Origin of the sequence: Rhodococcus sp. NCIMB 12038 (genome assembly GCF_002165735.1) — a bacterium.
Classification (GTDB): Bacteria; Actinomycetota; Actinomycetes; order Mycobacteriales; family Mycobacteriaceae; genus Rhodococcus_F.
In genome coordinates this window covers 260448-278418 of the sequence record NZ_NHML01000006.1, presented here as the reverse complement: position 1 = coordinate 278418, position 17971 = coordinate 260448, and the positions used below count along the sequence as shown (strand labels likewise).

At 65.6% G+C, this 17971-nt stretch carries 19 protein-coding genes and 1 pseudogene; 12 read left to right on the top strand and 8 right to left on the bottom strand.

Annotated features, from left to right (window positions below; all coding sequences use genetic code 11):
- Window positions 1–9 precede the first annotated feature (9 nt).
- From CA951_RS11530 to CA951_RS11520, 3 genes are all read left to right on the top strand, one after another.
- The gene (locus CA951_RS11530) at window positions 10–1044 is read left to right on the top strand and encodes a nitronate monooxygenase (protein WP_087556960.1); all 1035 of its coding nucleotides are present in this window, start codon (window positions 10–12) and stop codon (window positions 1042–1044) included.
- A gap of 121 nt (window positions 1045–1165) precedes the next feature.
- Complete coding sequence (locus CA951_RS11525; protein WP_087556959.1) at window positions 1166–2377, top strand: YbfB/YjiJ family MFS transporter; 1212 nt, start codon at window positions 1166–1168, stop codon at window positions 2375–2377.
- 223 nt (window positions 2378–2600) lie between these two features.
- Window positions 2601–3845, top strand: a complete 1245-nt coding sequence (locus CA951_RS11520) for a reverse transcriptase family protein (protein WP_087557039.1) — start codon at window positions 2601–2603, stop codon at window positions 3843–3845.
- A 16-nt stretch (window positions 3846–3861) separates the two neighbouring features.
- Here the strand turns inward: CA951_RS11520 and CA951_RS11515 are convergent, their stop codons facing one another.
- Entirely contained in the window at window positions 3862–4608 is a 747-nt protein-coding gene (locus CA951_RS11515; RefSeq protein WP_087556958.1) for an SDR family oxidoreductase, read from the bottom strand.
- A gap of 161 nt (window positions 4609–4769) precedes the next feature.
- Here CA951_RS11515 and CA951_RS11510 point away from each other — a divergent pair, with 161 nt between their 5' ends.
- Entirely contained in the window at window positions 4770–5597 is an 828-nt protein-coding gene (locus CA951_RS11510; RefSeq protein WP_087557038.1) for an NADPH-dependent oxidoreductase, read from the top strand.
- 12 nt (window positions 5598–5609) lie between these two features.
- On the opposite strand, the gene CA951_RS11505 is transcribed toward CA951_RS11510, so the two are convergent.
- Both CA951_RS11505 and CA951_RS11500 read right to left on the bottom strand, forming a co-directional pair.
- Window positions 5610–5912 (bottom strand): hypothetical protein, encoded by a 303-nt coding sequence (locus CA951_RS11505; protein WP_087556957.1) that lies wholly within the window; start codon window positions 5910–5912, stop codon window positions 5610–5612.
- Window positions 5879–6484: pseudogene (locus tag CA951_RS11500) on the bottom strand (FAD-dependent monooxygenase); the annotation flags it as partial. The gene CA951_RS11505 and the pseudogene CA951_RS11500, both read right to left, overlap by 34 nt.
- Before the next feature lie 181 nt (window positions 6485–6665).
- On the opposite strand from CA951_RS11500, the gene CA951_RS44900 reads away from it, so the two are divergent.
- Complete coding sequence (locus CA951_RS44900) at window positions 6666–6941, top strand: hypothetical protein (protein ID WP_179220174.1); 276 nt, start codon at window positions 6666–6668, stop codon at window positions 6939–6941.
- Window positions 6942–7003: 62 nt separating this feature from the next.
- Here the strand turns inward: CA951_RS44900 and CA951_RS11490 are convergent, their stop codons facing one another.
- From CA951_RS11490 to CA951_RS11475, 4 genes are all read right to left on the bottom strand, one after another.
- Window positions 7004–7756 carry a transporter substrate-binding domain-containing protein gene (locus CA951_RS11490; protein WP_256973496.1) on the bottom strand — a complete coding sequence of 251 codons (753 nt, stop codon included), beginning with the start codon at window positions 7754–7756 and terminating at the stop codon, window positions 7004–7006.
- 115 nt (window positions 7757–7871) lie between these two features.
- The gene (locus CA951_RS11485) at window positions 7872–8171 is read right to left on the bottom strand and encodes a hypothetical protein (protein ID WP_087556955.1); all 300 of its coding nucleotides are present in this window, start codon (window positions 8169–8171) and stop codon (window positions 7872–7874) included.
- The gene (locus CA951_RS44120; RefSeq protein WP_256973495.1) at window positions 8171–8293 is read right to left on the bottom strand and encodes a hypothetical protein; all 123 of its coding nucleotides are present in this window, start codon (window positions 8291–8293) and stop codon (window positions 8171–8173) included. Before CA951_RS44120 ends, CA951_RS11485 begins: the two co-directional genes overlap by 1 nt.
- A gap of 846 nt (window positions 8294–9139) precedes the next feature.
- Window positions 9140–10150, bottom strand: coding sequence for an NADP-dependent oxidoreductase (locus tag CA951_RS11475; protein WP_087556954.1), 1011 nt, complete (start codon window positions 10148–10150; stop codon window positions 9140–9142).
- 233 nt (window positions 10151–10383) lie between these two features.
- Between CA951_RS11475 and CA951_RS11470 the strand changes: the two genes are divergently transcribed.
- From CA951_RS11470 to CA951_RS11440, 7 genes are all read left to right on the top strand, one after another.
- Window positions 10384–11352: a polysaccharide deacetylase family protein gene (locus CA951_RS11470; RefSeq protein ID WP_087556953.1), complete on the top strand. Its 969-nt coding sequence runs from the start codon at window positions 10384–10386 to the stop codon at window positions 11350–11352.
- Between the two features lie 52 nt (window positions 11353–11404).
- Complete coding sequence (locus tag CA951_RS11465) at window positions 11405–12925, top strand: long-chain fatty acid--CoA ligase (RefSeq protein WP_087556952.1); 1521 nt, start codon at window positions 11405–11407, stop codon at window positions 12923–12925.
- A 92-nt stretch (window positions 12926–13017) separates the two neighbouring features.
- On the top strand, window positions 13018–13965 hold the full coding sequence (locus tag CA951_RS11460) for an AraC family transcriptional regulator (protein ID WP_087556951.1): 948 nt from the start codon (window positions 13018–13020) through the stop codon (window positions 13963–13965).
- Window positions 13966–14086: 121 nt separating this feature from the next.
- Window positions 14087–14923 carry an SDR family oxidoreductase gene (locus CA951_RS11455; protein ID WP_087556950.1) on the top strand — a complete coding sequence of 279 codons (837 nt, stop codon included), beginning with the start codon at window positions 14087–14089 and terminating at the stop codon, window positions 14921–14923.
- Between the two features lie 214 nt (window positions 14924–15137).
- The gene (fabG, locus tag CA951_RS11450) at window positions 15138–15911 is read left to right on the top strand and encodes a 3-oxoacyl-ACP reductase FabG (protein ID WP_087556949.1); all 774 of its coding nucleotides are present in this window, start codon (window positions 15138–15140) and stop codon (window positions 15909–15911) included.
- The gene (locus CA951_RS11445) at window positions 15908–16363 is read left to right on the top strand and encodes a MaoC family dehydratase (protein ID WP_087556948.1); all 456 of its coding nucleotides are present in this window, start codon (window positions 15908–15910) and stop codon (window positions 16361–16363) included. Before fabG ends, CA951_RS11445 begins: the two co-directional genes overlap by 4 nt.
- Before the next feature lie 14 nt (window positions 16364–16377).
- Window positions 16378–16605, top strand: coding sequence for a hypothetical protein (locus CA951_RS11440; protein ID WP_179220173.1), 228 nt, complete (start codon window positions 16378–16380; stop codon window positions 16603–16605).
- 614 nt (window positions 16606–17219) lie between these two features.
- Here the strand turns inward: CA951_RS11440 and CA951_RS11435 are convergent.
- Entirely contained in the window at window positions 17220–17915 is a 696-nt protein-coding gene (locus CA951_RS11435) for a S1 family peptidase (protein ID WP_256973491.1), read from the bottom strand.
- Window positions 17916–17971: the final 56 nt, after the last annotated feature.

Genomic DNA, 17971 nt, shown 5'->3' with positions numbered 1-17971 from the left:
AGGAACCTGGTGTTCGATTTCGAGGAAGACCTCCGAATTCCCATCGTCGGGGCGCCCATGGCGGGAGGGCCGAGCACCCCCGAACTCGTTGCCGCGGTTTCGTCCACCGGCGGCCTCGGTTTCCTGGCGGCCGGGTACAAGAGCGTCGACGTGGTTCGCCGTGAGGTCGACGCGGTTCGCGCTCTGACGGACGCACCGTTCGGACTCAATCTCTTCGTCCCGGGCCGCCCGCTTGCCGACCGCGCGGCCGTGGAGGCCTATCGGGAGCGGTTGCAGCCGCTCGCCGAACGTCGGCAGGTGGTGCTGCCCGAGGTCGTCGACCACGACGACGACGCGTTCGACGCCAAGGTCGACCTCGCAGTCGAGCTTGCCGTTCCCGTGGTGTCGTTCACGTTCGGGCTTCCGCCGCGAGGCGTCGTCGAGCGGTTGCACGCTGTCGGCACTGCCGTCGTGGCGACGGTGTCGGATGTCGACGAGGCACAGTCGGCCGCCGAGCGGGGCGTCGATGTGATCTGTCTGCAGGGAGTCGACGCAGGTGGGCATCGGGCGACGCTCGACCCGGACGCGGAGCCGGACCCACGTTCGACCCGGGAACTGGTCGAGGCGGCCCGCGTCGCGGTCGACCTTCCCCTCGTCGCGGCGGGAGGGATCGCGACGGGTGCAGACGTCGCTGCGGCTCTCGCGGCCGGCGCCACCGCAGTCCAGATCGGTACCGCTCTCCTGCTCGCCGGCGAGGCGGGCACCAAGCCCGCGTACCGCGCCGCGTTGCACGACGACCGGTTCACCGACGCCGTCGTCACCCGCGCGTTCTCGGGCCGTCCCGCCCGCGGCCTGGTCAACGACTTCATCACCGACTTCGACGCCTACGCGGTGACGGCATATCCGCAGGTACACCTGTTGACGAGCGGGCTGCGGGCCGCGGCGGGGGCCGCGGACGACCCGCAAGGCCTCGCCCTGTGGGCCGGCGTCGGGTATCGCAAGGCCCGGTCGGCCCCCGCCGAAGAGATCATCCGGGACCTGTGGAGAGAAGCGCGGGACGGCTGATGGACATCGGCGAACGTCTGCTGCCGTACGCCGAACACCTCGCGCCGGCCGACGCGCGCGCGGCGTTGCTGAGATCCGTCGCTTGCTAGGTTCGGCGGCGAACGTCTTTGGAAGAGAAGGCATGAACGCACTAGGTAGCACCGACGAGCGAATCACGTTCCGAACCCCGACCTCGCCGTGGATCACGGTCGGCCAGGTTGGGGCTGCACTGGCGGCCGGCATGGGTATCGGACGGTTCGTCTACACCCCTGTTCTCCCGCTGATGGAGGCTCAGGCCGGATTGACCCCGTCAGCGGGCGCCGCTCTGGCGACGGCCAACTATTTCGGCTATCTCATCGGGGCGCTCGCCGGAATCGCCCTACCCGGGCTGATGCGCTCGGCGGCAACCCTGCGTGTCTCACTGCTCGTCCTGACCTTCACGCTGGCGTTGATGCCGGTCGCATCGAACGAAACCGACTGGGGTGTATTGCGATTCATTGCAGGTGTCACCAGTGCGCTGGTGTTCGTTTTCGCTGTCGGCGCCATGCACTCCCACCTGAGTGGTCAGGCAGCGCACCTGTCGGGGTGGGCGTTCGGCGGAATCGGAGCGGGTATCGCCCTGTCGGGCCTCGTCGTCCTCATCCTGCGGTCGATGAGCACGTGGGAGTCCGTGTGGTGGGCGGCCGCGCTGCTGACCGCGATCTGCACCCTCGCGGCGTGGACTCTCACACCGCAGCACCCGGCATCCGCGTCGGCCGACGAGCGTCGAAGGCCACCCGAGCAGGGGGCCCGCCGGTTCGGCGCCCTCTTCGCCAGTTATTCCCTCGAGGGCGTCGGATACATCATCGCCGGCACCTTCCTCGTCGCGGCGATCGACCGTACCGCGGGTGGCATTGCCGGCAGTGGCGCCTGGGTGCTCGTCGGCTTGGCGGCGCTGCCGTCCGGTCCGCTGTGGGCGTCGCTCGGCCGACGGTGGTCCCGGCCGGTCCTGCTGGTGATCGCCCTCACCGTTCAGGCTGCCGGTATCGCGCTGCCCGCGGTGGCAGGCGGCATCGGGCCCGCCCTGGTCTCCGCCTTCCTGTTCGGGGGAACCTTCCTCGGCATCAGCCAGATGTCGCTCGCGATCGGCGCTCACCTCCAGTTCCCGCGTGCGGTCGCGATTTTGACGAGCGGATACAGTCTCGGTCAGATCGCGGGCCCACTCGTCGTGACACCACTGCTGTCCGACGGCTACCACGTCGCCTTGCTCGTCGCCGCGGGTATCGTCCTCGCCGCAGCACTTGCCGCCGCCGGACTGAGCGTCCGGTCGCGGGGCACACCACGGTCGGGTAGGGGGAAGGCGGCCCATTCCTGAAGGCGATTGGGCCCCGGACGGCCGCGAGGATGTGGCATTCTCACGAGGTGCGACGGTGGCGGGGTGAGAGTGGTGTGGCCGGTTCGCCGGCTGCGACCATGTCAGGGGTAACCCCTGGCTCGACAGTGTTCATCGGAGACACCGTCCGACGCGCGACCGCATGCTCCGCGTGCTCCGGCGCGCCGCAGACGACAGGTATCGGTCGCCTCGCACCGTCGCACGCATGACTGCCCGCCCGGCCCTGCCGCCCGAGATCGCTCGTCGCCTCGCGGCGGTGGCGATCGACGGAGCCTGGACCGGGGCCGGCCTCGTCCTCCGCTTCGAGGAAACCGGAGTGCCGGACGCCGACCGGATCGCGATACGGCTCCACGACCTCATGCCCACGCCGCCGATCGACGGCGTCGACAGCGTCTTTCGGCTGCTGTCGGAACTTCCGCTGATCGAGCGGGCAGAGCCGATCGTCGACGAGGTATCCGGCAACAACTGGAAGTTCGACGTCCCGCAGTGGTCGCGCACTGCCGCGGTCGCCGAGGCGGTCGGCCTCACCCCCGCCGAACTCGACTGGTTCGCCGATCCCGGCGGGTGGCTGCGCACGAAGCCGCCGCCGCTGCAGCACTACCGCTATCGGATCCGGTCGGACAACCGCCTGCTCGAAGCGCCCAAGGAACGTCTCCGGGAGGTGCAGCGCCGGATCCTGCGGTCCGTCCTCGACCGCGTTCCGCCTCATGCGGCGGCGCACGGATTCGTCCGAGGTCGCAGTGTCCACACCTTCTCCGCTCCGCATGCCGGGCACGAAGTCGTGCTGCGCATCGACCTTCGCGCGTTCTTTCCCTCGGTCTCGCGGACGCGGGTGCGGGCGGTCTTCGGCGCACTCGGCTATCCGACCCGGGTGTCCCGGGTGCTCGCCGGGCTCTGCACGACGTCGACCCCACCCGGTGTCCTCGCGCAGCTTCCGTTCGACGCGGCGAGCCGGCTCCGGGGTGCGCACCTGCCGCAGGGGGCGCCGACGTCACCGGCGCTCGCCAATCTCGTTGCACACCGGCTCGATCGCAGGTTGACCGGACTCGCGCGAACCCACCGCGTCGCGTACACCCGATATGCCGACGACCTCGCGTTCTCCGGCTCGGATCTCGCGGTGGATCGACTGATCCACGCCGTCGGCAGGATCGTGGCGGACGAAGGCTTTTCCGTCCACCCCGGCAAGACCCGGGTGATGCGAGCACACCGACGCCAGCACCTGGCAGGGCTGGTGGTCAACACTCGTCCGCAGGCGGCGCGTGCCGAGTACGACGACGTGAAGGCACTGCTGTTCAATTGCGTTCGGCACGGGCCGGATTCGCAGAATCGTGACGGCAGACCGCACTTTCGCGAGTACGTCTACGGACGCATCGCCTGGGTCGGGGAGTCGAACGAGAGCAGGAAACGCTCGCTGCACGCACTGGCCGCCCGGGTCGGCTGGGAAGGTTAAGGCCGCCGGACCGCGGTCAGCCGCGGCCGACGAACGGCATACGGGAGGCCATGATCGTCAACGTCGGCACGGTGACGTCGAGGGGGAGTTCGACCAGCCGGGTGACCGCGTCCGCGACGTACCGCGGATCGAAGGTGGGTTCGGCTCGCATGGATCCGTCCGCTTGGCGCGCGGAGTGGCCGATGCCGGCGGTCATGGCGGTGTCGGCGTTTCCGATGTCGATCTGGGTGCAGCAGATGTCGTGGTCGCGCCCGTCGAGTGCGATCGACTTGGTCAACCCCGATACTGCGTGTTTGGTTGCGGTGTAGGCGACGCTGGCGGGTCGAGGTGTGTGCGCGGACAGGGAGCCGTTGTTGATGATGCGTCCGCCGCGGGGTGTCTGCGCCTTCATCATTCGGACGGCTTCTCTCGAACAAAGGAAGACCCCGGTGAGGTTTGTGGCGACGGTCCGGTCCCAGTCCTCCGGTTCGATCTCGTCGACCGCGCCGGAGGGGCCGAATGTGCCGGCGTTGTTGACGAGTACGTCGAGGCGGCCGAACCGTTCGGCGACGGTGGCGAAGAGGCTGTGCACCGACTGCGGTGAAGAGACGTCGGCAGGCACCACGAGTGCGTGGTCGTGCCCGTGCGCTGTCCGATCGAGGGACTCTCGTGTCCGTCCGGTCAGCACCACGTGGTGTCCGGCATCGAGTAGTCCGGTCGCGATGGACCGCCCGATTCCCGAGCCGGCACCCGTCACGACGATGACCCGTTCCGTCACGTTCACTCCTCAATTCGATCGGTAACGCAAGGTTCACGAACAACTGATGGTAACCATCGAACCGTCGCCGATCGCCGGTGTTCGACATCGGCAGGTTCGTGGTGCCCGCAGGAATCACGGTGCGCCGAACCCTGGAGTGGGGGAGCGGAGTCGGGTTTCCTGTCCCGGTGACCATCGCAGACATCGCACCTCGTACCGCATTGCAGCAGCGCTACTGGGACCCCGCCCTCACTGAACCCGCGCAGTGGAATCCGGTTCTGGAAGCCCTGCATTCGCACCGGTCGGTTCGCCGCTACCTGCCCGATCCGCTGACCGACGAGACCCTCGACGTCCTCGTCTCGGCGGCGCAGTCGGCCGCCACGTCGTCGAACCTCCAGGCGTGGAGTGTCGTCGCCGTCCGCGACCCAGACCGGAAGGCTCGCCTCGCCGCGCTCGCCGGCGACCAGGCCCACATCGTCGAGGCCCCGGTCCTGCTGGTCTGGCTCGCCGACTTCGCCCGCGTCCGCCAACTCGCCGGCGATCGCGGCGCGCCGATCGAGGGCGCCGACTACCTCGAGAGCAGTTACCTCGGGTTCATCGACGCCGCCCTGGCGGCGCAGAATGCCGTGACCGCGGCGGAGTCCCTCGGATTGGGAACGGTGTTCATCGGCGCGATCCGTAACAAGCCCGAGGAGGCCGCCGCGGAACTCGGGCTGCCGCCCCACGTGTTCGCGGTGTTCGGGCTGGTCGTCGGGCAACCCCATCCGGACGCCGACGCCCAGATCAAGCCGCGTCTGCCCCGACAGGCCGTGCTGCACCACGAGACGTACGACCTGCCTGCCCAGCGCGACCACGTCGACGCCTATGAGGGGCGCATCGCCGCCTTCTACGGCACCCAGCAGCTCGAGCATTCGTGGACTGCACGGGTTCTGGACCGACTCGCCTCGGCAGCACGGTTGAACGGGCGCGATCGGCTCAAGGAATCGCTGATCCGACTCGGGTTCCCCCTGCGCTAGGGGCTGTCGACGCTATGAACTGGCGCCTTCGGAAATTCGATCCGCTGTGTCCGACGGGGCCGGCAGGGCCTGGATCGCGAGGCGGAGTGCAGCGCCCGGTTCGGTGCCTGCCGGCCACCATCCGGCCGTCGACCCGTCCGGGCGGGCCAGGAGTGCCCCGCCGTGGGGGATGCCCATTCCGCGGGCGGTGATGGCGTCGACATCGTGGACGACGAGCGACGGATCCGAAAGCGAGGGCGCGGCGCGCTGCCACGACGCGCTCGGGTGCGTCGTGCACAGCGTCAGCCCGCGTCCGAGCAGGTCGAGGGTGGACACCGTAGGGGGCGTGGGACGGCAGCCAGACGTGCGGGATTCGGCCCCCGAGGTCCGCAGGCAATTCCTGCGCGGCGAGCCGGGTTCCGCCGTGCGGATCGGCCGAGCGGGCCACGTTGTGCGCGGCCACCGGTCGGCGTTCGGTTTCGTAGGTGTCCAGCAGCTGCGGTCAGGAACACGGCGCCTTCCCGCCAGCGGTCCGCGAGCTGCGCGGCGAACGTGAAGGTCCCGATGCGTTCGATCCGCGGCTCCAGGTCGGTCAGTCCGCTGCCGAGCCGGATGAGGCGGGTGGCCTGCTCTTTCGTCGGACTCGCCACGGACTGTCGGGCGAGGTCGTGCTCCACGCCGTACACCCACCGGTCACCGCGGCCGGCCGGGACGAAGACCCCCGCGGCTTCGGGGTGGGTGACGGCGTAGACGCAGTAGCGGCGGTCGCCGAGCAGTTCCCACAGCGGGGCGCGGAACTCGGTTCCGACGGCCTGGGACAGACGGCCCGGCCCGCGCATGGCGATCCCGAGGGCATCGCGCACCGTGCTGCGCGCGCCGGCCGCCGCGACGAGGAAGCGGGCATGGAAGGAGCGATCGGCTTTCGACGTCGCGCAGTGTCACCTCGACACCGTCGGACCGGTGGTCGAGGCCGGCCACCTCGGGGCGAATCCTCCCCGTCGACGAGGTCGCTCGCATCCTGATCGCCACCGCCGAACGGAGCCTGTGCCGGTGAGCGGTGCGTCACGCCGGGTCGGTGGCCCTGCGGGGGTGGCGGCGCTGGTGGAACCGGGCGCGCTGCAGATCCAGGAGCGTCGCGCTCTCGGCATCTGCTTGCTGCTGTCGACGGGCAATTCCGACCCGAACGGCGGTCGTACGTCGGTGAAGTTCCGCTGCTCGGTCGTCTGCGTTCTCGTCGTCGAGAAAATGGGCGGCCGCACGATCGCACCGAATCAGCAATTGTTCGTAGACGAGGCGCGCCGGCGCTCGCTCGTCGAGTTGGGTGATCGCGACGTCCTCCACGAATTGCAATGGGATACGCAGTAATTGGTAATTCATTCGCAAAAGTGTCATCGGCATGCCGCGCAATGTTGTCACGATCGGGGATGCTAGCCCTCGTGGCCGACGTGTGTGCGGCGTTTCGCGTTCATCGGGCGGTCAGCCGGGAGATTCGTCGACGCCGAGGAGGAGCCCGGCACAGGGGAAGACTCGTCGTGGTCCTTGTTCACACCGATGCCGTACTGATCCAACTGCAGCTCGGGGCCGGTGACCTCGAGGTGTGGATCCTGCACCGCCATCCCCGCCAGGATGACGTCATCGGTGCTCGCGGCGTCGGCTTGGCGCTGTTGGAGAACGATGAGGCAATCGTCGAGGTCCCGGACGGCGACGATCGTCGCAGTCGGCACCAGCCGCTGCACGGCATCGAGCGAGGAGGTATCGACGAGAGGACAGACCCGCTGGTTCTCCGGGTCCGCGAGAGTCCCTGTTGCGGAGCCGGTGCGCACCAGCAGTCGTTGGACGGCCCGGAAGTACACGGTGGAGAACGCGATTCGTTCCGCACGTGCGCAGGTGATGGTGAAGGTGCGGGCCACGATGTCGACGACGTTGTTCTCCAGTGCGTCGAGTCGGGCGGCCGAGGTGAGGAGGCGAAATTCGATCAGGGACGGATCCCCGAGCAGGTCCTGTGCGATTTCCCGCGCGATGTCGACGTCGAAACCGGACAAGGTTCCGGTCACCGGGTCGCAAAAGCTCATCAGGTTGGTGCTCTGGTCGACGCCGACGATCAACCGGCCCCGCGCGCGAATCGCGGCGACCGCACCGTCGGCGGGTGCCGCGGCCGGTGTCGGGTCTGAGGCCGCCAAGGGCGCCGCACTCTGCCGGTGATTGCGGTTCGGGTGAGGCGGTAGCACCGGTGGCGGCGAAGCGTTTCGTCGGCGCAGGCTTGCTGCGCGAGGATGCCGGCGCTCGCGATCGCACCTAGCGGTTCGGTGCCCTCCACCCGTGCACCGCGCTGGCAGTCGAGGACGCTGGACCGGCTGTGCCTACCCACTGGGCGATCACTGACACCAGCACGGTGGCGGTGAGCAGGGCCGGGTTCAGTCGACGGTGCGTCCTGCGCACCAGATACAGCTGCGCGAGCACGAGCAAGGCCAGGGCCGCGACCGTGGTCGCCAGTGCGGCAGCGGGGAGCCGTTCGGTTCGAGTCTGGGTGTCGGCGACGGCACGGATCTGATCCGAGTAGAGGGTGTGCGCCACCGGCAGCACGGTGTCCTGCATCAGCGCGGAGGCATCGCCCAGGCCACCCCGATCGGGTTTCCGGCGTTGTCGTTGGCGCGGGCGGTCGAGATCAGTCCGGCGTAGACACCGAAGTGTCGGGAAATGTCCGTCAACTGCTGCACGCATTCCGGTTCTGCGGGTCGACCCCGGTGCCTGCGGTGATCAAGGCTGCCGAGGCGTCCGCGAGCGCCTGATTGTAGGTCTCCAACAGCGTGGTCGGATCGACGTCGGTGGAGATGAACAAGGTGGTGGCGGCCGCATCGGCGATGGCCGTGAGCTGTAGAGAGACTGCGCCGCCACCGCCACCGCCAGCGGTTCGGTATGGCCGCGCAGCGTCTGGATTGTTGTTGGCGGGCCCCGACCGATATGGACGGCACCACCCCCGCGACCAGCGTGGCCGCAATCAATATAGCGCCGAACAGGATGAGCCGGCCCGGGGTGGACACCAGCAGTTCGCGCCACGGTGGGCGAGGTGGGGCGTCCTCGGCGACCAGCGACTCGTCGAGGACGTGCCCGTCTTCGGTGGTGTCGGTCGCGCATTGGAACACGATGCTCCTCCATGCCCTGGAAGTCAGATCCGCGGGCGCCGGATCCAGCGGCGGGCTTTGAGCGCGAGGTGCAGTTCGAGGCGGGTGGCGCCGTTGAGGGGGTCGACGCCGAGGGTGTCTCGGATTTGTTGATCCGGTAGTACAGGCTGGTGCGGAGCAAGGTGTCGGCGACGGCTTTGACGTTGTCGCCCTGGTCGTAGAACACCTCGAGGGTGTTCACGAGGTCACCGTTGGGGTCTGCGTCGACGAGGGGGTCGAGTAGGTCGGAGACGGTTCCCCGTCGGTGCGTAGCAGGGTGGCGATCAGCCGGTACGGCCCGATCTTCTGGCGAGGACCTGCACTGGAGGTGGATACGTGGGATACCTGTGCATGCGTTGGAGACCGCACTCCGGCCGTGCGATAACAAGGTTCAGAGCCTGGCTACGCAGTTAGATCGATGATGAGTTTGCCCGGTTGGCCGTTGGAGAACGAGTCCACGAAGGCGGCCGGCAACTGCTCGAATCCGGGCAATACGGATTGCACGACCTCCAACTGTCCGGAACTGATGAGTTCGCCGAGCGTGGCTTCAACCTCTGCTGCGCGGTCCACGTAGTCGAGCACGACGAATCCTTGTGTAAGGATACGCTTGGTGAGAAGCAGCCCGAAGTTGATTGGGCCGGAGGGTCGTTCGGTCAAGTTGTAGCCGTCGATCAGGCCGCACAATGCGATGTGTGCATGGTTGTTCAGCCGGGCGATCGATGCCTCGAACATCGGGCCCCCCGAGTTTTCGAAGATGCGGTCGATGCCGTCCGGTGTTGCCGCCTCGAACTGGTCCTTCCAATCAGGGGCCTTGCGGTCGACGACGGCGTCGGCTCCCAGTCGGGCCACCATCGAGCACTTCTCGGCCCCTCCTGCGATGCCGACAACGCGTGCGCCCGCCCGCTTTGCGAGCTGGACCGCCACGCTTCCCACTGCGCCAGAGGCGCCGGAGATCAAGACGGTGTGTTTTGGTTTCGGGCGCAGGATGTCGCACACTCCGGCCCACGCGGTCAGGCCCGTCATCCCGAGTATGCCGAGGTAGTGCTCTAAGGGAACGTCCTCGTGTGATGCGATTCGGTCCCAGTCGGTACCGGGCGAGCTGACGATCTGGCGCCGTTGCCAGCCGACAAAGCCGCGAACGATGTCGCCCGCGGTGAAGTTGCTGTTGCGTGAGGCGGTCACGCGTGCCAGACCGAAAGCGCGGACTGGCTCTCCGAGTGCTACGGGCGGAAGGTAACTCGGTCGGTCGTCGAGCCAGCCCCTGATGGCCGGATCGATCGAGATGAAGAGGGTCTCGAGTGCGACGTCGCCAGCCTCGAGTTCGGGCAGGGCGACGTCCTGCACGCGGAAGTCCTCCACGCTCACGTGCCCGCGGGGGCGCTGCGCCAGGACGATCTGTTGTGATGAGTTCACGGTGTTACTCCTTCGTCATCAACGACGGTAGAAGTCATGGCAAGGCAAAACTTGGGCTTCTGCGCACGGGATTCGAAGAGCGCGCACAGCGCGCATCCCGATGCCCGATGCGATGCGCCTGATGAAAGCAGGTGCGCGCAAACAGCCAAGACGTGATGTCCGTCACTTCATAGGGTCGGTGAGAAGCGGGTTTCGTGCCGAGGAGCCCTCCTAAAAGATCCGGAGTCAACGCAATGAATGACATGCGCGCCGACCGACCTCTCGAGATTGCGGTCACGATCGATGACTTCGTCCTGTGGGACGGCGTTCCCATGCCGGACGATACGACTCCCACTGATATCACGCGGTCCGTCGCGAAGACGTTGAACGACTACGGACTCGAGGGGACCTACGGCTTCTCTCATACATACCGGTTAGAGAACGAGCCAGAACAAATGGAGGCCTTCGAGGCGTGGGTCGAAGCGGGCCATCACCTGGGTAACCACACTCACCAGCATGCCCCGCTGCGTTGGATGCCCGACGCGGCATTCCGATGCGATTTCGAGACGGCCGAGAAGTATATCGGTCATCTGATCGACGCCGCACCGTCGAAGTACTTCCGGTACCCGATGGACATGTCGTCAGGATCTGAACGACGTCGAGGGGAAGTCGAGAATTACATCGCTGATCTCGGCTACCGCACCGCCCCGATCACCAGTTGGTTCAGTGATTTCGCGTTCATAATGCCGTACTTCCGCGCGATGACCCTGGGCGACAAGGACGTGCAGAAGCAGGTACGCGACCTGCACGTGTCGACCGCGGTTGACATGCTCTACAAACACGCGGACACCGCGCACACCCTGTTCGGTGCCGACGCGCCCCTCATCTGGCTCGTTCACGGCACCACGATCTCTCGTGACACCCTCGCTCCGATCCTCGAGGCATTCCTCGAGCGTGGCGTGGAGTTTGTAACCCTCGATGAGGCGATGAAGCATCCGGTGAACTTCGGAAAGCCGCCGTGTAGTGAGAGCTTCACCAACCAGCTACAGAGATTCGCGATTGCTGCGGGCGTGCCGAAACCCGAACTCGACTTCGAGCGGCTAGCCGAGATCTTGAACCTCGCGCCCATTCCCGGACTCGACACGATGGCGACTTACGAAGATCGCATGTTCAAGCCGTTGGCGAGGCGGGTGGGAGCCGACTACGACTGGGATTGGTCCTGAGCCGGCAATCCGCATTCACAGCATCAAACCATCATCATCGGAAAGCAGGATCATGCTCAACCTGGCCACCATGCTCGCCGACACTGCTCGACGCACTCCCGACAGAACCGCTGTCATCGAAGGTGACCGAACCCTGACCTTCGGTGAAATCGATGCGGCCGCGAACAGTGTCGCCCATTTTCTTCTCTCGCTGGGGTTGCGCCCCGGCGACCGCGTCGCCCTGACGATCGCGAATGTTGTCGAGTTTCCGATCGTCTACTTCGGCATCCTCAAGGCCGGTGGAGCCGTGGTGCCGCTCAACACGATGCTCAAGCGGGAGGAGGTTGCCTACCACCTCCGTGACTCGGGCGCGACGGCATACTTCTGCACCGTGCCGGGACTCGGCGACGAGGCGTGGCGCGGATTCCAGGACGTCGAATCCTGCGAGCATCTGGTCACCCTTGGCTCCGCATTACTCGATGCGCCAGGTGTAGGAACGACCTTGGCTGACGCAGTGGCCGAACACCCCGCCGAAGACGTCCTGCAGGTGACCGAGGCAACGGACACAGCGGTGGTCCTCTACACGAGCGGGACGACCGGCAGACCGAAAGGGGCGGAGCTCACCCACGCCAACATGGTCCTCAACGCCATCGGGCACAACCAACTGCTCGACGCCCGAGCCGACGACATACATCTGGTCACACTTCCGCTCTTCCACTCGTTCGCACAGACCGTGCAGCTGAACGCCGGTTTCGCCATGGGTGCCACCCTGGTCCTGCTGCCACGATTCGACGCAGCCGAGGCTCTGGCGTTGATGACGCAGCACCGGGTGACGGTCTTCGCCGGTGTCCCGACGATGTACTGGGGCCTGCTCAACAAGTCCGCTGACGGAACAAATGTTGGCCTCGACGGTCTCCTGCGAATCGCGCTTTCCGGCGCAGCTGCCATGCCCGTCGATGTGCTGGAGCGGTTCAGGGATGTCTTCGGTGTCGGAATCCGGGAAGGCTACGGACTCACCGAAACCAGTCCGACCGTCACGTTCAACCGGCTCGACCAACCGAACCGGTCGGGATCGATCGGCACGCCGATCTGGGGAGTAGAGGTGAAGCTGATCGACGATCATTGGAACGAGGTCCCCGCCGGTGAGCCAGGAGAACTCGCCGTACGTGGATACAACGTGATGAAGGGATACCTGGGGCGGCCCGAAGCGACAGAGGACGTGATCCGCGACGGCTGGTTCCGTACGGGCGATATCGCAACGAGGGACGAGGACGGCTACTACTTCATCATCGATCGCGCCAAGGACTTGATTGTGCGGGGAGGCTTCAACGTCTATCCGCGGGAGCTCGAGGAGGTGATCATCGGCCATCCCGAAGTCAGCCTCGTGGCCGTCGTCGGAATCCCCGACGAGCGAATCGGTGAGGAAGTAAAAGCCTTCGTCATCCGAGAGCCCGGCTCGGTGTTGAACGAGGAAGACCTGATCGGCTGGTCACGGGAACGATTGGCGGCTTACAAGTACCCGCGCCTGGTGGAGTTCAGGGACAGCTTGCCGATGAACGCGACAGGAAAGCTCGTCAAGCGGGCTCTGCGATGATCGAGCCGTTGGCGTGGGCGCCGGCGCGCGCTAGCGTCGACTGTGGCACGAGTCGCAGTTTCGGCATACCGGTGTGAGAAGGTGTCGCGAGCTTGTATTCCGTCGATACGTTACGCAGCAACGAGCACGACCAGCGCGAGCGCGGTGACTGGTGGCGCGATCAGGTCTCGTCGATCCACTGTCCGATGGCGTTCTCGCTTGCGGATAACTACCAGGGAACCCTTCACCATCAACACTCGGATACGTACCAGCTAGTTCGCTGGTGGGGCGAAGCGGAGGTCCTCTCCCGCTCCGCAGCGGACATCCGTCGACATCCACATGGCGCCTACGAACTGCTCCTACCGGTCCGGGGCGAAGTGATCCTCGAGCAGGATCGTCGTGAAGCCACGATCACACCGGCGGTCATGGCTCTCACATCGCTGGACACCGCGACTGTTCTGCGCCATGGTGATGGCTTCTCTTCTGTTGCATTCGTGATGCCACGTGACCGGATCGAGGCGCGGGTGCCGACATTGCCGCACGCTGGCACCGTCCTCGATGCGACATCTGGACTGGGACGCATCGTTGTCGACGTGGTCAGTAGTCTGCGCAGGGAGCGGCACGAGCTCACTGGGAGTCAATTCGACGCGATAGCCGACCGAATCGTCGATCTCGTGGCGCTCGCCTACAACGCAGACACGGCCGCCCCCTCCGTCGATGTTCAGGAAGGGTTGGTCACCGCCATCCGGCGCTTTGTTCGAGAGAATGCGCACGACCCGAACCTCACAGGAGCCGTGGTAGCGGCGCGCCTCGGCTGGTCGCTCCGGCACGTTCAGGCCCAGTTGCAGCGGATTGGGACAACACCGTCGGATCTCATCCGAGAGGAGCGGCTGGCGTTGGCGCGGTTGCGTCTGCAGGACCGTGGCTGGAGCCACCAGAGCGTGACTCAGGTGGCATACTCCTCAGGATTCGGCGACCTCAGCACCTTCAGTAATGCGTACCGTCGGGCCTTCGGTGAGCGCCCATCCGACACACGGTCCGCGGCCTCCGACAATGGCTGAACCAGACCCGCGGTTCGGCTCAGGTTTGACGACCGGGTCTGCTCATGTCTATTGCGCGCGATGCAAGCGAAGTGCGCTGCTCCCCAAGAGATAACGCCGATGCGGTCCTAGCGTAGACAGTATGAATAGTGCAACCACCTCCGAAGTGCGAAGGGCGCCCGACTCCCTCTTCGCTGTCGCCGGGAGGACCGCCGTCGTGACCGGCGGTTCACGAGGGATCGGCGCCATGATCGCCCGCGGCCTGGTACTGGGCGGTGCCCACGTCGTCATCACCAGCCGAAAAGAAGAACAGTGCCGCGCGACGGCGGAAGCTATCAATGCCGAGGCCGACGCTGAGGGAACGGCAGGACGCTGCACCCCCGTCGCCAGTGACCTGTCGTCGGCCGAAGGGGTGACCGGTCTGGTCGACTGGCTCGGCGAGCACCTGACAAGCATCGACATCCTGGTGAACAATGCCGGGGCCACCTGGGGTGCGCCACTTGAAGAGTTTCCCCTCATCGGTCGGACGAAGGTACTCAACACCAACCTTGTCGCTCCGTTCTACCTCATTACGGGAACGCTTCCGCTTCTGCGCAACGCGGCACGTCCCGACCGGCCCGCTCGTGTCATCAACATCGGCAGCGTGGATGCCTTGGCTACACCGAGCTGGGAGAACTACTCCTGCAGTGCGAGCAAAGCCGGGCTGCACATGGTCACCCGCCATTTAGCCAAGAAACTGGCCCCCGACGGCATCACCGTCAACGCGATCGCCCCCGGCCCGATCTTGACGGAGATGCTCGGACACGTAGCTGCGGATCCAGAGGTTGAGGCGGAACTCCTCGAGCGCGTTCCGCTGGGCCGCTACGGACAAACCGAGGACCTGATCGGCACGGTCCGGTTCCTGGCCTCCCGTGCCGGCTCTTATCTGACCGGCATCATCATTCCGCTCGACGGCGGGATCTCCGGCTGCGCCGGCTGAACGTTCGCCTCCACCCTCTTCCACGCCCAACAAGCCCCGATTCGAGGAACCCCGCGAACTCGGCGTCGAACGAGCAGCGATTGCAGACACACGACACGCAATTTGGACTCGAAACAACATGCATAGCCAGGGGATCAGGGCATGACCCTCATCCTCGAACGGCTCTCCTGAGCCGAAGTCACATCGATCCAATCCCTGAGAGGAACCCCACCTCGTGAGCACATCACCTCATCCCGAACACCGCCGTACCGCAATCGTCACCGGCGCCGCACGGGGAATCGGAGCCGCCGTCGCACAGCGGCTCGCAGCAGACGGCCACGCCGTCGCCGTCCTCGACCTCGACGAAGGCGCCGCCCAGTGCGTGGTCGACACGATCGTCCAGGCCGGAGGTACCGCACTTGCCGTCGGCGCAGATGTCTCCAACGGAACCTCTGTCGAGAAAGCAGTGGACAAGATCGCGACCGAGCTTGGAGCAGCGGTCGTTCTCGTCAACAACGCCGGCGTCACCCGCGACAATCTTCTATTCAAAATGTCGGCCGCCGACTGGGATACCGTCATGAACGTCCACCTACGTGGCTCGTTCCTGATGACGCGCGAAGTCCAGGGGAACATGACCGAGGCCGGTTTCGGACGCATCATCAACCTCTCGAGCGTGTCAGCGCTCGGAAACCGCGGACAAGCCAACTACGCCTCGGCCAAAGCCGGGCTGCAAGGTTTCACCAAGACTCTCGCCCTGGAACTCGGCAGATTCGGTGTTACCGCCAACGCTGTTGCGCCCGGTTTCATCGAGACCGAGATGACAGCCGCGACAGCAGCGCGAATGGGAATGAAATTCGACGAACTCAAAAGGAAGGCGGCCGCTGACATCCCCGTCGCCCGCGTCGGGGTCCCCGAAGACATCGCACACGTGATCTCATTCCTTGCGAGTGAAGGAGCCGGATTCATCTCCGGGCAGGTTCTCTACATCGCTGGAGGACCCAGAGTATGAACACAATCAACGGAATCGACGAACTGCACGCCGTAGCGCACACCCGAATCGGCTACTCGTCATGGCACACCGTCACCCAGGAGAAAATCGACGCGTTCGCTGACGCGACGGGTGACCACCAGTGGATTCACATCGATCCCGCACGGGCTGCTGACGGACCGTTCCGCGCCACCATCGCTCACGGACATCTGCTGACCTCGATGATCCCGATGCTTGTATGGGAGGTCTACACCATCAACGGCGTCCGAATGGGAATCAACTACGGGTCGAACAAGGTTCGATTCCCAGCACCCGTGCCCGTCGGCTCACGGATACGGGCCGCGGTTGATATTGCGAACGTTGACACCGTTCTCTCAGGCGTCCAAGTTGTCACGGCCGTCACGATCGAACGAGAGAATGCCGACAAGCAGGTCTGTATTGCCGAGATTGTCAGCATCTACGTTCCGAATTAGCGTCGCACGCTTCCGTGCAAGACCCCACGAGCGAGGCCTGGGTCGTGGTCGCGATGGTGCTCACCGCTCTCGCCGCGGATTGCGCGCCCTGCAGATCGCCCCGCTCCCAACAACAGGCACTCACCACACCCGACGACGGCGCGCAACTCCGGCGCCTTCGGAGCGTGACCGGCCTGTTCAACCTTTTGGGGGTGCTCGTGGTGGTGCTGATGATCGTGCGTCCCGGATCGAGTTACGTATAACCGGGGTGCTGCGGGCCCTGGCAGTGCTCTCGGCGCTGGCCGCGCGTCCATACTCGAATTGGCATTACTTCTCCTTGGGTATCTCCACCGCAGTTCGCGTCGGTCGTGCGCCACTCCTGCCTGCGCGGTCATCGCCCGAGAAGGCCCGAATTCCGCAGCCGGTTGCGACGCGTGTCATCGACGAGCCGCTAGCCAAGCGGGGCTTCAACCGTCAGGTGGGTTGCCCGTTGGCCCAGGGGACTTCTCACCCGATGAGGACTACGAACTAGTCCTCGAACCTGCCGATATGAGATCCGGAAACAACACGGAGACAGGGATGTCGATTGCAGTTCGAGCTGAGCCACGAACGCGCAGGCCGGACTGGCGGTGCGGACAGGCGCTTGCAGCTGAACACCTGCAGGAACTTCTGCCAGTCGAACTCGCGGGCGTGTGCACCGATAATTCGGCGTCGAGTTCGTCTAGAGGTCGGACGTATGATCGACGGACCGCCGGGCGACCATGCGGAAGGATGGACAATGGACAATTGGTGGCTGTACTACAGTCCCTTTCCTCAACCTGTCCGAGACTGGTTGTGGCTGATCGTGCAGCAGCTGTTATAGCCCGTGGGATGTGGGTCAATTGTTGGTGACGACGAAGCCCTTACCGACAGGGTTGGGTTGGGCGTTGATACCGTCGAGGACGGCAGCGAACTTGATGTACTCGAACGCGAAGAGCGCAGGGTCGAATCCGCGGACCATGCCCACGATCTCGGAGTTGTTCTGAAGTACGGGACCCCCGGAGTCGCCACCGCCTGACTGGGCGTTGCTGTAGAAGCGTGTCGTGTTCTGCGAGGTGATCGACCCGCAATGAATTCCGGTGCCGGCTCCGTCCTTGCAATGGGGACCGACCGGGTCGGAGGCGCCGATCCCGTCGACCCGGGCACTGGGACCATTCGATGTGAGTATCGCGTCAGCGTTCAGGCGAAGGACCACCCAGTCGACGCCGGTCCCGCCGCCGGGACTGCGGTACACGATGTTCCCGATGTGTTCCCGCGGTCCGGTCGGCGTATAGCGGTAGACGGGCGCACCGTCGGGTGCGTCGTCGACACAGTGGGCGGCGGAGATGCCGATCTTGTTGCCGAGCGAGTCGGAACCGACGACGCCCATCGTGCAGAACTCGATGATGCCGGGTGGGTGCGGCACCGGGTTCAGGTCGTCGGTCCAGGGAATGCCGTTGGACACGACACCGGTGGCTGATGCAGCCGGCGTGTTGACCAGGAATGCGCCGAGGGTGGCTGCGAGAAACGCAAGAAACCCGTATAGCCTTCTCAATTGGATTCTCTCTTCTTGGCGGCCTCGAGGGACTCTCTCGAGGCCGTTCTTCGTGG

Coding starts and splice junctions, on each gene's coding strand:
- CA951_RS11525 (WP_087556959.1), top strand. CDS start 1,166: ATGAACGCACTAGGTAGCACCGACGAGCGAATCACGTTCCGAACCCCG.
- CA951_RS11520 (WP_087557039.1), top strand. CDS start 2,601: ATGACTGCCCGCCCGGCCCTGCCGCCCGAGATCGCTCGTCGCCTCGCG.
- CA951_RS11485 (WP_087556955.1), bottom strand. CDS start 8,171: ATGCAGGACACCGTGCTGCCGGTGGCGCACACCCTCTACTCGGATCAG.
- CA951_RS11470 (WP_087556953.1), top strand. CDS start 10,384: ATGAATGACATGCGCGCCGACCGACCTCTCGAGATTGCGGTCACGATC.
- CA951_RS11465 (WP_087556952.1), top strand. CDS start 11,405: ATGCTCAACCTGGCCACCATGCTCGCCGACACTGCTCGACGCACTCCC.
- CA951_RS11455 (WP_087556950.1), top strand. CDS start 14,087: ATGAATAGTGCAACCACCTCCGAAGTGCGAAGGGCGCCCGACTCCCTC.
- CA951_RS11445 (WP_087556948.1), top strand. CDS start 15,908: ATGAACACAATCAACGGAATCGACGAACTGCACGCCGTAGCGCACACC.